General features: G+C 71.1%; 13 protein-coding genes and 1 tRNA gene. 5 read left to right on the plus strand and 9 right to left on the minus strand.

The window, feature by feature from the left end:
- Nucleotides 1-44: 44 nt before the first annotated feature.
- The 6 genes from ABGB17_RS00135 to ABGB17_RS00160 form a co-directional block, all read right to left on the minus strand.
- Nucleotides 45-1,259 carry a DUF6596 domain-containing protein gene (locus ABGB17_RS00135; protein WP_347625576.1) on the minus strand — a complete coding sequence of 405 codons (1,215 nt, stop codon included), beginning with the start codon at nt 1,257-1,259 and terminating at the stop codon, nt 45-47.
- Between the two features lie 40 nt (nt 1,260-1,299).
- A complete protein-coding gene (locus ABGB17_RS00140) occupies nt 1,300-1,671 on the minus strand; it encodes a YciI family protein (RefSeq protein ID WP_347625577.1) in 372 nt (123 codons plus the stop codon).
- Nucleotides 1,672-1,906: 235 nt separating this feature from the next.
- Nucleotides 1,907-2,902 carry a LacI family DNA-binding transcriptional regulator gene (locus tag ABGB17_RS00145; RefSeq protein WP_347625578.1) on the minus strand — a complete coding sequence of 332 codons (996 nt, stop codon included), beginning with the start codon at nt 2,900-2,902 and terminating at the stop codon, nt 1,907-1,909.
- A 35-nt stretch (nt 2,903-2,937) separates the two neighbouring features.
- Entirely contained in the window at nt 2,938-4,290 is a 1,353-nt protein-coding gene (locus ABGB17_RS00150; RefSeq protein ID WP_347625579.1) for a hypothetical protein, read from the minus strand.
- 10 nt (nt 4,291-4,300) lie between these two features.
- Entirely contained in the window at nt 4,301-5,425 is a 1,125-nt protein-coding gene (locus tag ABGB17_RS00155) for an FAD-dependent oxidoreductase (RefSeq protein ID WP_347625580.1), read from the minus strand.
- A 339-nt stretch (nt 5,426-5,764) separates the two neighbouring features.
- Nucleotides 5,765-5,841 (minus strand) — tRNA-Pro (locus ABGB17_RS00160).
- An 89-nt stretch (nt 5,842-5,930) separates the two neighbouring features.
- On the opposite strand from ABGB17_RS00160, the gene ABGB17_RS00165 reads away from it, so the two are divergent.
- Entirely contained in the window at nt 5,931-6,356 is a 426-nt protein-coding gene (locus ABGB17_RS00165; RefSeq protein ID WP_347625581.1) for a hypothetical protein, read from the plus strand.
- A 43-nt stretch (nt 6,357-6,399) separates the two neighbouring features.
- Here ABGB17_RS00165 and ABGB17_RS00170 read toward each other — a convergent pair whose 3' ends face one another.
- Nucleotides 6,400-7,170, minus strand: coding sequence for a sporulation protein (locus tag ABGB17_RS00170; RefSeq protein ID WP_347625582.1), 771 nt, complete (start codon nt 7,168-7,170; stop codon nt 6,400-6,402).
- A 213-nt stretch (nt 7,171-7,383) separates the two neighbouring features.
- Between ABGB17_RS00170 and ABGB17_RS00175 the strand changes: the two genes are divergently transcribed.
- Nucleotides 7,384-8,013, plus strand: coding sequence for an AAA family ATPase (locus ABGB17_RS00175; RefSeq protein ID WP_347625583.1), 630 nt, complete (start codon nt 7,384-7,386; stop codon nt 8,011-8,013).
- Here ABGB17_RS00175 and ABGB17_RS00180 read toward each other — a convergent pair whose 3' ends face one another.
- Together ABGB17_RS00180 and ABGB17_RS00185 are read right to left on the minus strand one after the other, a co-directional pair.
- On the minus strand, nt 8,014-8,850 hold the full coding sequence (locus ABGB17_RS00180; protein WP_347625584.1) for a hypothetical protein: 837 nt from the start codon (nt 8,848-8,850) through the stop codon (nt 8,014-8,016). It lies immediately after the preceding gene.
- 129 nt (nt 8,851-8,979) lie between these two features.
- Nucleotides 8,980-10,425 carry a family 43 glycosylhydrolase gene (locus ABGB17_RS00185; RefSeq protein ID WP_347625585.1) on the minus strand — a complete coding sequence of 482 codons (1,446 nt, stop codon included), beginning with the start codon at nt 10,423-10,425 and terminating at the stop codon, nt 8,980-8,982.
- Between the two features lie 275 nt (nt 10,426-10,700).
- Here ABGB17_RS00185 and ABGB17_RS00190 point away from each other — a divergent pair, with 275 nt between their 5' ends.
- The 3 genes from ABGB17_RS00190 to ABGB17_RS00200 all read left to right on the plus strand — a co-directional run bounded on the left by ABGB17_RS00190 (nt 10,701) and on the right by ABGB17_RS00200 (nt 14,294).
- Nucleotides 10,701-12,341, plus strand: coding sequence for an RICIN domain-containing protein (locus tag ABGB17_RS00190; RefSeq protein ID WP_347625586.1), 1,641 nt, complete (start codon nt 10,701-10,703; stop codon nt 12,339-12,341).
- Between the two features lie 83 nt (nt 12,342-12,424).
- Nucleotides 12,425-13,258: a hypothetical protein gene (locus ABGB17_RS00195; RefSeq protein WP_347625587.1), complete on the plus strand. Its 834-nt coding sequence runs from the start codon at nt 12,425-12,427 to the stop codon at nt 13,256-13,258.
- A gap of 244 nt (nt 13,259-13,502) precedes the next feature.
- Entirely contained in the window at nt 13,503-14,294 is a 792-nt protein-coding gene (locus ABGB17_RS00200) for a hypothetical protein (RefSeq protein WP_347625588.1), read from the plus strand.
- The last annotated feature ends 95 nt before the right edge of the window (nt 14,295-14,389 follow it).

The raw sequence follows: 14,389 nt of genomic DNA on the forward strand, positions 1-14,389 counted from the left end.
ACCGTTCTCCCGGACCTGGGCCGGCGAACTCAACAGACGCGAAGTCAGCTCAGCGCGGCCGCCTTGCGCAGCAGCACTGAGCGTTCGCGCTGGTTGGCGCACAGGCGGGCGGCCAGTTCCAGCTCGGCGCGCGCCTCCGGTCGCCGGCCGAGGCGGGCCAGCAGCTCCCCGCGTACGGTCGGGATGAGATGCGAACCGGGGAGCCGGTCCGAGGCGATCAGCTCGTCCACGATGGCCAGGGCCTGCGCCGGGCCCGAGGCCATGGCCACGGCGACGGCCCGGTTGAGCTCGACCACCGGCGAGGGGGCGACCCGGCCGAGTGCCTCGTAGAGCAGCACGATCCGGTCCCAGTCGGTCGCCTCGACCGAGGGCGCCGACGCGTGGGTGGCGGCGATCGCGGCCTGCAGGCCATAGGGGCCGAGGCCGCGGGTCGACGCCTTGGCCAGCGCGGCCAGCCCACGGCGGATCGCCGAGAAGTCCCACCGCCGCCGGTCCTGCTCGTCGAGCAGAACAGGCGAACCGTCCGGGCCGGTCCGGGCCGGGAAACGCGCGGCCGTCAGCTCGCACAACGCCAGCAGGCCGTGCACCTCCGGCTCGTCCGGCTGCAGCGCGGCCAGCGTGCGGGCCAGGCGGATCGCCTCGTAGGCGAGGTCGGGGCGCAGCAGCCGGTCGCCCGACGTGGCCGTCGCCCCCTCGGTGAAGATCACGTAGAGGACGCTGAGCACGCCGCCCAGCCGTTCCCGGCGCTCGGCGGCCGCCGGCAGCTCGAACGGCACCCCGGCCGCCGCGATCGTCTTCTTGCCCCGGGTGATGCGGGCCTGCACGGTCGGCACGGGCACCAGGAACGCGCGGGCGATCTCCTCACTGGACAGGCCGCCGACCACGCGCAAGGTCAGCGCCACCCGGGCCTCGGGGGAGAGCACCGGGTGGCAGCTGACGAACATCAGCGCCAGCACGTCGTCATCGACCCTGTCGACATCGATTTCCTCGTCCACCGCCGAGTCGGCCGCCAGCAGGGCGTAGCGGTCCTGGAGGGCGGTCCGGCGGCGGATCGCGTCGATCGCCCGCCGCCGGGCCGTGGCCATCAGCCAGCCGGCGGGATTCGCCGGGCAGGCGAGCGGCCACGACACCAGCGCCTCGGCCACCGCCTCCTGGGCCGCGTCCTCGGCCAGCCCGAAATCGCCGGTGAACCGGGTCAGCGCGGCGACGATCCGCGCCGACTCGATCCGCCAGACGGCCTCGACGTCGGCCGTACCCATCAGATCCGGCCCTTGCTCTCGCACCCGGCCCAGCCCCTGATCACCCGTCGACCTGCGGGACCTCGTCGCTCCCGGGCACCCGCCGGACCTCGATCTTGGACCCGCGGGCCGCCGGGACCCGCTTGGCCCACTCGACCGCCTCCTGTTTCGAGGCGACGTCGAGCAGGAAGAACCCCCCGAACAGCTCCTTGGTCTCGCCGTACGGCCCGTCCGTGACCACCGGCGCCTCGCCACTGAAGTCGACCACGACACCCTGCCGCGGATCGTCCAGCCCTTCAGCCGCGAGGAGAACACCGGCCTTGACCATCTCCTCGATGAACTGGCGGGTCGTGGCCATCATCTCGTCGATGTCGGCCATCATGGCCGCGTTCGACTCGTCGGTGCCCCGCATGATCAGCATGTACTGCGGCATCGCGTTCTCCTCGTCCGGCGGGACCGCCTCTCGGCCTCGCACCCACACGTCGAACGAGCGGCCCGCGGATCGACACGGCCCCGGAGAAATCTCTCGCCGCGACGCGGCCGATCCCTCCGACCCGCGTTCCGCCCGTCAGAGCGGCACCTGAGCGACGGCTGACGCGGACGCCCTGCTGATCGGAAAGCCTATCGTCGCGTCTTCTGGAAGCCGGCGACGCGGCCGCTGGCATTGGTCACTCGCCGCACGAGGTGCGGGCGACCAACGTAGGCGCGAAGACCAACTCGGCCGGGCCGCTGGGGCGATCGACGACGAGTTCACCCGCCTTCAGGCCCATCTGGTAGGAGGGCTGGGCGACCACGGTGATCCCGAGCGCGGCGGCCCACGGGAAATCGTCCATCGTCACGAATGCGATGTCGCCGGGGATGGCGATGCCGCGGGCGGTGAGGGCCGTGTGGACCGCGACGGTGAGCCGGCCGGTGGTGCAGACGATCGCGTCCAACGGCGCGCCGCGATCACGGCCACGCATGAGCAGCCTGCCGACGGCACCGCTCACCTCGGCCTCGGTGTCCGCGGCCGTCACTGCGTCCTCGGGCAAGGGCAGGCCCAGGTCCGCGAGGGCCTGCCTCAGCCCCGCCGTGCGCTCGATCTGGGACATGCGGCCTCCCGAGGAGACGACGCCGACGGACGACCGGCCGCACCCGGCCAGATGGACGGCCATCAGCCGCCCGGCCTCGACGTTGTCCAGGCTGATCGAGTGCATGCCGGGCGGCGCGTCCGGCACGGAGCGCGCGATGATCACGCAGGGGGTGCCGTTCTCGGCCATCCGGCGTGTCCGGCCGTCGGTCGCCTCGCCGGTCGTCACGATCAGGCCACGCACCCTCTGTTCGTCCATGGCCCGCACCTGGGCGACCTCGCGGTCGACGCGACGGAACGTGTTGGCGAGCATGACGAGGCTGTCGTTCGCGGACGCCACCTCGTCGATGCCGCGGATCAGGTCCAGGTAGAACGGGCTGCTCAGGTCGCGGATGACGACCCCGATCGTGCTGGAGTGCCCGGCGAAGACACCCTTGGTGAGCGCGTTGGGGGTGTACTCGAGACGAGCCACCGCTTCCCACACCCGGGCGGCGGTCGCCTCGGTGACGGCGCCGCCGTTGAGGACGCGGGAGACCGTGGCCGTGGACACGCCGGCGTCCGCGGCGACGTCGCCGATGGTCGCTCGTTTCACCATGGTTCTCCTGGTCCCTCCGGCGGTTCCGGCACCGGTCAGGCGGCGACGCGCCGACCGGCTCTCACGACGATCTCGCCGCCGACCATGACGATCCCCACGTGCTGGAGGTCCGCGGGGTCCGTCAGCACGAGGTCGGCGATCGCTCCCGGCACGACACGGCCACGCCGCGGTGCCACGCCGGGGATCGCGTCCGCGACGTTGGCGGTCGCCATCGCGACCGCCGCCGGCAGGCTCACCACACCCGCCTTGACGGATCGGTCGATCGCCAGCAGGATCGGGTCGTGGTGGCCGCCCGCGTAGTCGGTCGAGATCGTGTCGACCACCCTCGCGGAGAACAGCGCGTAAAGCAATTCCGGCCCCGTCGTGAGCCGCTGTGCCCCGAAGGTGTCCAGGGTGGAGACATCCACGATCGCACCCATCTCCTTGAGCCGTCCGGCGTGCTCGACCGCCTCGCGGAGCTCGAAGCTCGAGTGGTTGGAGTGCCCGGCGATCAGGACCACGTCCGTCTCCGCGATGGCCGCGACCTGGGTCATCGATGCCGCCGCGTTGTGCACCAGCACCGGGACGCCCGCCTCGCGAGCCTGCCCGGCCGCCTCGGCGAGCCCGCGCAGGGCGATGTCGAAGGCCGGCAGCACGATGCCCGAAACGATCTCACGGGTGTCCTCGACCGAGAGCGTGCCGGTCAGGCCCGCGCTCGCCAGGGCCTCCTCGACACGGTCCCGATCGAACGCGTTCTCCGAGATGTGCCGGCCCAGCACCGCGGTCTTCAGCCCGTCCGCCTGCCGGGGTGTGATCTTCACACCGGTACGTCTCTCGACCTCGGCCGGGATGTACAGGTAACTCGCCCCGCCCCCACCGAGGGTGTGCCCCGCCCCGATCTCGCCGAGCGCCACCGCGCCGTCGCGTACCGCGTGCCGCGCGGTGAACGCGCGGTTCGCCTCGGTGAGGCCGCCGCCGTCCGCGATGGTCGCCGCCGCCAGGCACGCCGGGGTGTTGCACGAGGCCAGCTTGACGTTGATCGGGTGCGCTTCACCGGTGCGCGCGAGCGCCTCGGCGGTGACGAAACCGTCCACGCAGAGCACCGTGGTCGTCCCCTCCAGCAGGTGCCGGTCGAGGTTGGCGAGGACCTGCTCGTGCGGCAGGCCCACGTGTCCGCTGGGAAACAGCGGCCCGTACGCGGTGCCGTGTGTGTGGTTGTTGATCAGTCCGGGGATCGCCAGCATTCCGGCCGCGCCGACGATCTCGTCAACCGTGCCGTAGGCGTCAGCCGGTCGCGAGGGAACGATCTCGCGGACGGTGCCTCCCGCGACGACGATGTCGGCCCCGTGCCGTGGATCCGTGCCCGTGCCGTCGACCAGGTCACAGTCATGGAGGACGATCGTGCTCATGGTCGCACCGTCACCCGGCCGCCAGTGACGGCCGCTCGAACCGGAACGCGGCCAGCGCGTCGTCATGGTCCTCACCCAGCACCTCGCCGGCGACCAGGTCGCCGGCGTGCACGCTGAGCGTCGCGCCGCTGTGCGAGACCGCGAAATGGAAGTTGGGCAGCGCGAGGACCCGGCCGAGCACCGGCAGGCCGTCGCCGGGGATGGGCCGTTGACCGACCCGGACACTTTCCACGGTCGAGGCTCGCAGTCCCGGGTACAGCGCACGACCGGCCTCGACCACCTTTTCGACGGCCGACGGGTCGACGCTGATCTCCCCGTTAGCCGACACGTGCGCCGCGCCGTCGATCTCATGGGTGTGCAGCAGCAGCCGCCCCCCGCCGTCCGGGCGTAGGTGGACGTGCGGGGCATGGACGACCCGCGAGACCGATACCGCGACCGGTGAGGAGGAGACGAGCACACCGCGGGTGTTGCGCATGGGCAGAACCAGTCCGGCCAGCGCGGCGATCCCTGCGGCCTGAGGTCCCGCACAGTTCACGACCGCATCCGCGAGCAGCCGCCGCCCGGAGACGAGCCGCACGGCGCGCACCGTACCCGCGGTCACCTCCAGTCCGGTGACGGCGTCGTTCACCACCACTTCGGCCCCACCGCCCACCGCTCTCGACAGCAGGTAAGCGATCAGGCGCACCGGCTCGATCCACCCTTCGCGCGGGAAGTAGGCGATCTCACCTTCCGGCAACTCGCCGGGATCCATGTCCGGCTCCAGCCCCAGCGCCTCCGCCCGGCTGAGCCACCGCGCCTCGTATCCGTAGTCGAGAACGCCCGCGACCTTCTTGCGCAACTCCTCGCGCCCGGCATCGTCGGCAGCCCACTCGAGGTTGCCGCCCTCGTGGTACCAGCCGCCATGAGGCACGTCGGCCGCCAGCCTGCGATGGGCCGCCATACCCGCGACACTGAGATCGTGATACGACCGCGGCTGCTTGCCGCATGAGTTGGTCCACGAAAACGTCGCACCAGAGGCCCCACCCGCCGGCGCACCGCCCTCGACGACCGTGACACGAGCCCCCCTCCGCACCAGCGCGGCGGCCACCGCCGCCCCGTAGACGCCGGCACCGACGACAACCACATGCTCGACCATTGCGATCCGGTCTCCCTCGTCTCTCATGGGCTCGCGCCGGGACGGGCGAAGGGCACTGATGACCTCGGCTCGGCGGCTCACGCCCTCCCAGAAGTAACTAGTTTCAGTAACTAGTTACAATCCAGCATGCCCGGTTCCGCCTGTCAAGTGGAACTGCCCCCGCAAGGCGGGACTCCGAGCCGGCCACGCGTTGATCATCATGGCGGCCCGGCCATCGCGTCGCCGACGGGCATCGCGCATACCCGCATCTTCAGCACCTGATCACCCAGTTGGTCACCCAAGACCGAGAAAAGGGTGTCACGTGAGCACGTGACACCCTTTTGCCAACCAGGCATTACCTGGTCGGGACGACAGGATTTGAACCTGCGACCCCTTGACCCCCAGTCAAGTGCGCTACCAAGCTGCGCTACGTCCCGTTGCCCGTTGTGGTGGGCGAGAACAACCTTAGCGCAGATCCGGAGGGCATGTGTAATGGGAGTGACCTTGGGTGGGGGAGGATGGGGGGATGGGGCGGAAGGCGTTCATCGATCGCGTGGAGTTGGCGCGGCTTGTGGCGGCGGGGTGGTCGAATGCTGAGATCGCGGCGCACTTCGGGGTGACCGAGTCGGGGGTGTTGCAGGCGAAGCGGGCGGCGGGGCTGGCGCGGGCGATGCTTGATCATGGGCGGGCGATTCCGTGGAAGCTCAACCGGGTGCACAACCAGACGGGGCCGGCTACCAATCTGCGGAATCTTTCCGCGGTGGCGCAGGGGGGTGAGGTGCCTCGGGTGAAGGTCAACACGGCGGTGCGGTGGGCGCGGAGGTTGGTGGACTCTGGGTTGGATGTGGCTTATGACCCGGAGAAGGGGTTCTATGAGACGCCGGTGTCGGGGGCGTCGCATGTCGAGGGGGTGCTGAACGACGCGCTGGCGGTGCTCGAGCGGGAGGAGTGATCCGCTCGCGGCACAGCGAGCGGATCGTGGGCTCCCGGGAGGGCTAGAACCAGCCGCGGCGGTGGGCCATGGCGGTCAGGCCGTTGTGCAGGGCTTGCTGGACGGCGCCGGGGTGGTCGCCGTAGTTGACGCGGAAGCGGTTGTAGACGTCGTGGCTGGAGGTGAGGAAGCCGCCTCGGGTGTCGGCTTCCAGGATCACGTCCATCGAGTGGGGGCCGGCGATGAACGTCAGTTCAAGCTCGTTGAAGTGGCGGCGCCAGTCGGGGGCGGCGTAGTACTCGATCTCCTGGAAGAAGGGCATCATCGAGCCTTGCAGCGTTCCCTTCTCCAGGTCGGCGCGCTTGAAGCGGAAGCCCATGCGGTCCAGGGCGGTGAGCAGGTGGGACTGCTCGGGGAGGGGTTCGACGTACAGGGGGTCGAGGTCGCCCTTGTCCAGGGCGCCGGCCAGCGCCAGCTCTGTGGCGACGCCGAGGCGCATGCCGGGCAGGGGGTGGCCGCCGATGGAGCTGAGCGGGGTCTCCCAGGGGACGGGGATGGAGAAGGGGAGGGACCGGGCCTCGCCGGCCTTCAGGACGAACGGGCCGGAGATCTGGGAACGCATGAAGGGGTAGGTGGTGCGGAACTCGTTGTCGCCCTGCTCGATCTCCACGACGGCCGTGAAGTCGACGGTGATCGCGTCCACGCGGTGCTCGGACGAACCTCCCTGAAAACGTACGGTGCCCTCCAGGAGCCCGCCCGGCCGTACGTGTGTGGTGCTCAGCACCGTGTCTACCTCGACGCCGGCGCCGAACGCGGCCATCAACTTGCGGAACACCGCTCACTCCTTCTCACAGGTCTTTCACCAGCCAACGGCCAGCATCTCGCATCGGGTTCCGTGTTTTCCTGCTATATGCCGAGATTTCTGGCGTCCTCGCCCGGCGTGAAACTCCTGGCGTGCGTTATTCGTTTCTCTGATCGAACGGCCCATGGACCACCGGTGGCCTCCGTGCGTTTCCCGCCGGGCTCCTGAGCAGAGGACGAGAAGCGGATGACGCCTGATTCGATCACCCCCGAGCCGCACCGCACGCAGGTCACGGCCTCGACCCGGGAGCTGCGGTATCCCGCCGGGTCGCTGGTGCTGCTGGCCGGGCTGCCCGGGGCGGGCAAGAGCACCCTGCTCCAGCGCCTGTACGACATGAACGGCGACGAGACCTTGCCGCTGGTGGCCGGCGACGTGCGCGTGGTCGACTCCCGGCAGGCACGCAACTGGTGGGCGCGTTTCCTCGGCCCCGTCCCCCCGCGGGTCCGCACCCCTCTGGTGCACGCCACCCACGTGGCCCGCATCGCCCGTGCCGTGCTGCACGGGCACGCCGTCGTGGCGCACACCAGAGGCACCTGGCCCCACATCCTGCACGGCTTCGCGTGGCTGACCCGCCGCCGCGGCGCCGCCACCCATGTGATCCTCCTCGACGTCCCGCCGCAGACCGCCAGAGCCGGCCAGTACTCCCGGGGCCGCGTCGTCACCGACGCCACCTTCGCCCGCCACTGCCGCCGATGGCAGGCCCTCGTGGCCGCCGTCCGCGCCACCGGCACCATCGCCCCGGCCGCCAGCATCACCCTCCTGGACCGGGAAGCCGCCGACCGCCTCCACACGATCCGCTTCGACGCCGCCCCCTGATCACGGCCGAGGATCACGCGGCCGGTTCCGTCCCGCCCGCCGCCGCAGGAGCAGCCCGCCCCCTGCCGCGGCGACCACCACCGAGCCGGTCACCACGAACGCGCGCCCGTCCGGCCCCGCGGCCCCGCCCCCTCCCGTGTCCGCGCCTCCGGCCGGGGTCCGGGTCACCATCGGGGCCCCCGTGGCCGTGGACCGCGTCACCGTCGCCGTGACGGTCCGGGTCGGCCTGACGGTCGGCGTCGCCGTACGGCTGGACGTGGGGCTCGATGTGGGGCTGGACGTGGGGCTGGGTGTCGGGGTGGGGGAGTGGGAGGAGGAGGTGATGGTCAGGGGAGTGGGGGTCAATTCCTCGCGGTTGCGCACCTCGCACTCGATCAGGATCTCCTGTGGGGTGGAGCCGATGTTGATCGCGGCGGGACGCACCGAGGCGGTGCCGGGGGTGTGGCCGGTCGTCCGCAGGCTGACGGCGGTGGCCGGGAGCGGGATCACCTGGTTCGCGGCGACGGCGGGGAGTGCCTCGAGACCGGTGGCGGAGGTCAGGCCGGGCAGGTCGCTGATCGACGCGTAGGCGTACAGCTTGGCGCCGGCGAGCCCGGCGGCGGGGGCGCGCAGCCCTGTGCCGTCGTAGGTGCCGCGCCAGGTGATGACCAGTTGTCGTCCCACCACGGCGTCGTCCGGCGCCGTCAGTTCGACGTTGACGGCGATGTCCTGCGTCTCGCCGGTGGCGGTGGTCGTGCACCTGTACTCGACGAGGTTGCCGGCGGCGTACGCCGCGGGGTGGAGCAGGAACAGCCCGCCGCTGACGGCGGCGGCAATAAGGAGGGACCGGGTACGCAAAGCAACTCCTGTTACGACACATCTGACTTGTCAGGGACGGATGTGGCGTGTGTGGAGTTGTCGCCGTGTCCGGATGCGGCCAGGCCGGATCCGGCCGTGGAGGGGGCCCGCGGCGCCGCGGGCCCGGGGTCACTCCAGGATGAAGGTGGCGTCGGCGCGGGCGGTCGCGTCCGAGACCGGCTGGATGTAGAGGGCGCTCCCGGTGTGGCGGATGAAGCGGCCGGGGAAGTTGGTCGACTCGAAGGATGCCGCGGTGCCGTCGGCGAGGCCGGCGCGGCGGTTGAAGCTGGCGTCGGAGCGGAAGACGGCGGTGCCGTCGTTGCGCTGGAGCAACATCTCGTAGTTGTAGTGGCGGAGGTAGTAGCCGGGGAAGTTCGTGGACTCCAGTGAGACGCTGCCGTTGCCGGCGAGGCCGGTGACGATGCGGAACTGGGAGTCGGCGAGGTTGGTGACGTTGGCCTCGATCCGCGCGCGGTAGTCGTAGTGGCGGACGAAGCGGTCGGGGTAGTTGTACGACTTCAGCCGGACCGGGGTGACGCCGTCCGGCACCGGGATGCCGAAGTTCGGGGTGCCGTCGGCGTTCCAGTACAGCTTCTGCAGGCGCACGCGGCGGTTGGGGTCGTTCAGGGGGTCGCCGGAGATGTCGCGGTAGTTGCGGTCGTGGTAGACGAGGATGTCGCTCTGGCCGTCCTCGGAGACGGTGAAGGTGTTGTGCCCGGGGCCGTACTGGCCGGTGGCGGCGTTGCTGGTGAACACCGGGGTGGGGGTCTTCACCCAGGAGGACGCGCTGAGCAGGTTGGCGGACGCGCTCGCGGTGAGCAGGCCGAGGCAGTAGTTGGCGTCGGTGGCGCTCGCCGAGTACGTGAGGAAGATCCTGCCGTTGCGCTGGATGACCGTCGGCCCCTCGTTGACGGCGTAGCCGCGCCGCTCCCAGTCGTACGTGGGGGTGGCGATGCGGACCGGGGTGCCCGTGATGGTCCACGGACTGCTCATCCGGGCGATGTACAGGTTGGAGTTGGTGCTGATGCCGGGCTCGGACTGGGCCCAGATCAGGTAGCGCACGCCGTTCGCGACGAACGTCGACGCGTCCAGGGCGAACGTCTCCCACGCGGTGCGGATCTGGCCCCGCTCGGTCCAGGTGGCGGTGAGCGGGTTGGCGCCGGTGCCCTCCAGCACGTACATGCGGATGGCCCAGACGTCGTTGGTCGCGCCCGCGGCGAAGTAGACGTACCACTTGCCGTCGATGTAGTGGATCTCCGGTGCCCAGATGTGGGCGCCCATCACACCGCTGGAGTGTTTGCGCCAGATGACGGTCTCCGGGGCGCTGGACAGGCCCTGCAGCGTGGTGGCGCGGCGCAGGACGATCCGGTCGTACTCGGGGACGGTCGCGGTGAAGTAGTAGTAGCCGTCGGTGTGCCGGTAGATCTGGGCGTCGGCGCGCTGGTTGACCAGCGGGTTGGTGTGCTGGACCGCCGGCGAGGCCGCGGCGGGCGGGCCCGGCAGCAGGACGGCGATCAGCGCGGCGGCGACGACGGCGAAGAACGCGATGCGTCCGCCGGGACGAACATGCGGCATGGAAAGGTTCCTCTCCGCCGGTGACGGGTGCCCCGCCTGAGTCAAACGCTGATGTTTGCGCTCACATTAAGGGCTGTCAAGGACGCGAAATCCCGTCGGAACGAGGTGGTCGCCTCACGGGCGGATTCGCCCGGCCGAGGCCGGGAGCCGATGAAATTTTCGCTCGTCAACCCCTTTCACGGCGCGTCTTCCTTTGCGGCCCCGGCACACGCTTGACACGAGTAAATGTGAGCGCAAACCATGCAGGCGGCCCGCCCCATCCAAAGGAGAACCACATGCTTTCCCCTTCCGGGCGTGCGAGGCCCCGACGCCGGTGGCGCGCCTCCCTCGTCCTCGCCGTCAGCCTCGTGCTCGCCGCCGTGGGCGCGGTCGTCGCGGTGCAGCCCGCCACTGCCGCCACCGTCGACACCTCCGCCTACTACGTGCTGGTGAACCGGCACAGCGGCAAGGCGCTCGACGTCTACAACCTCGCCACCAACGACGGCGCCCCCATCGTGCAGTGGACGCGCAACGACGGCAACCAGCAGCAGTGGCAGTTCGTCGACTCCGGCGGCGGCTACTACCGGCTGCGGTCCCGCCTCAGCGGCAAGGTCCTGGACATCTACGAACGGTCCACCGCCGGCGGCGCCAACGTCGTCCAGTGGGCCGACAACGACGGCTGGAACCAGCAGTTCCGTCTCGCCGACTCGGCCGACGGCCACGTCCGGCTGATCAACCGCAACAGCAACATGGCCCTGGAGGTCTTCGAGTGGTCCACCGCCGACGGCGGCCGGATCTCGCAGTGGAACGACCTCGACGGCGCCAACCAGCAGTGGCAACTGGTCCGGGTGGGCGGCGGCAGCTCCAGCCCCCCGCCGACCGGCTGCGGCAGCGGGACGTTCCACGGCGAGGTCACCGTCAGCGGCAGCACCTGGACCGCACGCAACGGCGGCACGGTCCGCTACACCGGCGGCGACATGCTGTCGGCCATGCAGGCCGCCGTGAACGGCCTCACCGCCGGCCGCACCAGCAAGCAGCGGGTGGTGGTGCGCGGCTCCGGCAACGTGCCGGCGAGCTCCCGTCTGTCCCTGCCGAGCTACACCGTGCTGGACGTGTGCGGCACGATCAACGTGACGGGCTCCGGCTCCGGTGACATGGCGCCGGTGTACTCCCGCGGCACCACCGACGTCGAGGTGCAGAACCTGAGACTGACCGGCACGCCGGTGTACGGCATCTTCATGCGGAACGTCAGCAACCTGACGCTCGGCCAGATCGACATGCGGCTGTCCGCCGGGCTCGGCGTGCGCATCGACAACCACGGCGGCGACCGCGCGGTGAAGGTGCGCAACATCCGGATCGACAACGTGTACGTCTCCGGCACCGGCACCCACGGCGTGGAGACCTACGGCGTGGACGGCATCACCATCGGCACCGTCACCGCACGCAACACCCGCGACTCGGGCCTGCTGTTCAACGACACCATCAACGCCACCGTCGGCACGGTCGACGCCCAGGGCGCGGGCACGGGCACCGGGTACGCCGCGTTCCGCATGGCCAACCGCAACGGCCGCGTCGGCAGCAGCTATCCGACCAACATCCGGGTGGGCAACGTCATCGCCGCCGGCGGCGGGCGTGGCATCTTCTGCGTCTCCGAGAGCGGCGGCGCCGTCATCGACCGGGTCACCATCTCCAACACCGGCAACAACGCGATCCTGATCGAGAACTGCTACAACGTCACCATCGCCGGTGTGTCCGGCACCGTGACCGGAGGCGGGGATGTCCGCATCGCCGCCCGCAGCGAGTTCCCGATCTCGTCCGGGATCACGTTCCAGAACCTCACCGTCACCAACACCAACATCGTCCAGAGCCCGTGCGGCGGCGCGAACAACGTCATCCGCAACGTCACCCGGGTCAACTCGTCGCTCACCTGGTGCTGACCTCGTGCCCCGCGCCCCGGTGGCTCTATCGTCACCGGGGCGCGGCACGAGCCGCGGGACGGGAGGTCCGGCGGGTGTGGGAAGTGGCGGAGTGTTCCGAGGTCGCCAAGGGGGGCGGGGCGGGGGAGGACCGTGTGGTCGTCCTGGAGGACGAGGCCGGCGTCCGGTGCGCGGCGGTCGTGGACGGGGCCACGGACAAGTCCGGGCGTGACCACGGCGGCGTGACCGGCGGGGCGCTCGCCGCCGAGGAGGTCGTACGCACACTGCGCCGCCTGGACCCGGGGAGCGGGCCGGACGCCGGGGTGACGGCCCTCACGGAAGGGATGCGGCTGTTGCGGAGCCGGTGGGGGGTGGGGCAGGACGATCCGGCAGGGCCCTGCGCGGTGGTGGCGGTGGCCTGGCCGCGGGACGGCGTCGTGTGGCGGGTCGGGGACGTGCACGTCGCCCTCGGGCACGAGGACGGATCGTGGGAGCGGCACGCGGGGGAGAAGGCCGTCGACCGTGTGCTGGCGGACACGCGCGCGGCCTATCTGCACGCGTTGCTGGCTTCGGGCACGAGCGCCGGGGAACTCGCGCGGGACGACCCGGGACGAGAGCTGATCATGCCGGTGTTGCGGCGGCAGGGGGCGCTGGCCAACCGGGACGGGCGGTTCGGCTACGGGGTGGTGGACGGGCGGGCGGTGCCCCCGCGGTTCGTGGACGTCCTCAAGCTGCGGGGGGACTGCCGGGACGTGGTGCTGGCGTCGGACGGGTACCTGCGGGCGGCCCCCACCTTGCAGATCGCCGAACGGGAACTGGCCTCGTCGTTGCGGGCCGATCCGCTGCGGATCGGGGAGTTCCCCGCAACCAAGGGCGTGCCGCCCGGGGCGGGGAGTTTCGACGACCGGGCCTACCTCCGCCTCGTCCGCAGGTCATGACCCACGGCATGAGACGCCTCCCGCCGGGGGGACGGGGGCGGGAGCGCGTGCCACGAGGGCGTACCCGGCGTGGGACGGCTCAACAACGGCGGGATCGCGGATGAATGAGGCTTTCACGGCGGGCGGCGATGTCAACGCAGGTCGGCCGGTCGGGGGTGGCCGGGGGCGGTCGCGGCACTGGGGGACGGTGCGGGGATGTCGTAGCTTGTCGGCTTGTTCGTCGTCGGCTCGGAAGGGGATCACGGTGCGGAAGTGGTTGGCGGTGGCCGGGGCGGCCCTGTTGTTGCCGTTGGCGGGGGTGTCGGGAGCCGCCGCGTCGGGCGGGGACCGGGGGCACGGGGACAGCACGTGCGGCGGCCGGGGGCTGCTGTTCTGTGAGGACTTCCAGAGCGAGCCGCTCGGCGGGGCGAGCAGCCTCAAGTGGGGGGTGGACACCAAGCACGGCATGCTGAGCGTCGAGCGGGACGGCAGGCACGGGCAGAAGGTGCTGCACGTGCGGACCGAGGGCAACGGCCGGGCGTTCCTGAAGGTGGACGACTTCGCGCCTCCGGGGAACAGCTTCTACGGGCGGGTGCGGCTGAAGGTCAAGGCGTTCCCGACGGCCCCGGACTGGGCGCACTACACCCTGATCGAGACGACCGGCGCCGGCCCGGAGATCGTGCGGCCGCTCGGCGGGCAGTACGTGCCCGAGGTCGGGAACGGCGTCGCGTTGTGGGGCGTCGGCGCGGACGGCGGCCCGACCGGCGACTGGACCAACTGGCGCGAGTCGGCGCCGTCCCGCGCGGGCGTGTGGCAGTGTGTGGAGTGGCGCATGGACGCCACCGACAACCGCATCACCCTGTGGTTCGACGGCGTGCCCAAGCCCGACCTCACCGTCTCCACGCGGCAGCACGGCGGCAACCAGGTCGATTTTCTCTTCCCGAGGTTCGACACCGTCAAGCTGGGCTGGCAGCTCTACCAGGGCAACCCCACCCCCGGCTCGTACGACGTCTGGATGGACGACATCGCCCTGAGCACCCAGCGCGTCGGCTGCTGACGGCCGTCTTCCCCGGGGCGCGAGACGCCCCGGGGGGCCGGGGTGCGGCGAGGCCCTCCCTCACCGCACCCCGGCGGCCCGGGCGGGCTCCGGGC

Source organism: Sphaerisporangium sp. B11E5 (assembly GCF_039871875.1).
In the GTDB taxonomy this organism is placed as follows: Bacteria; Actinomycetota; Actinomycetes; order Streptosporangiales; family Streptosporangiaceae; genus Sphaerisporangium.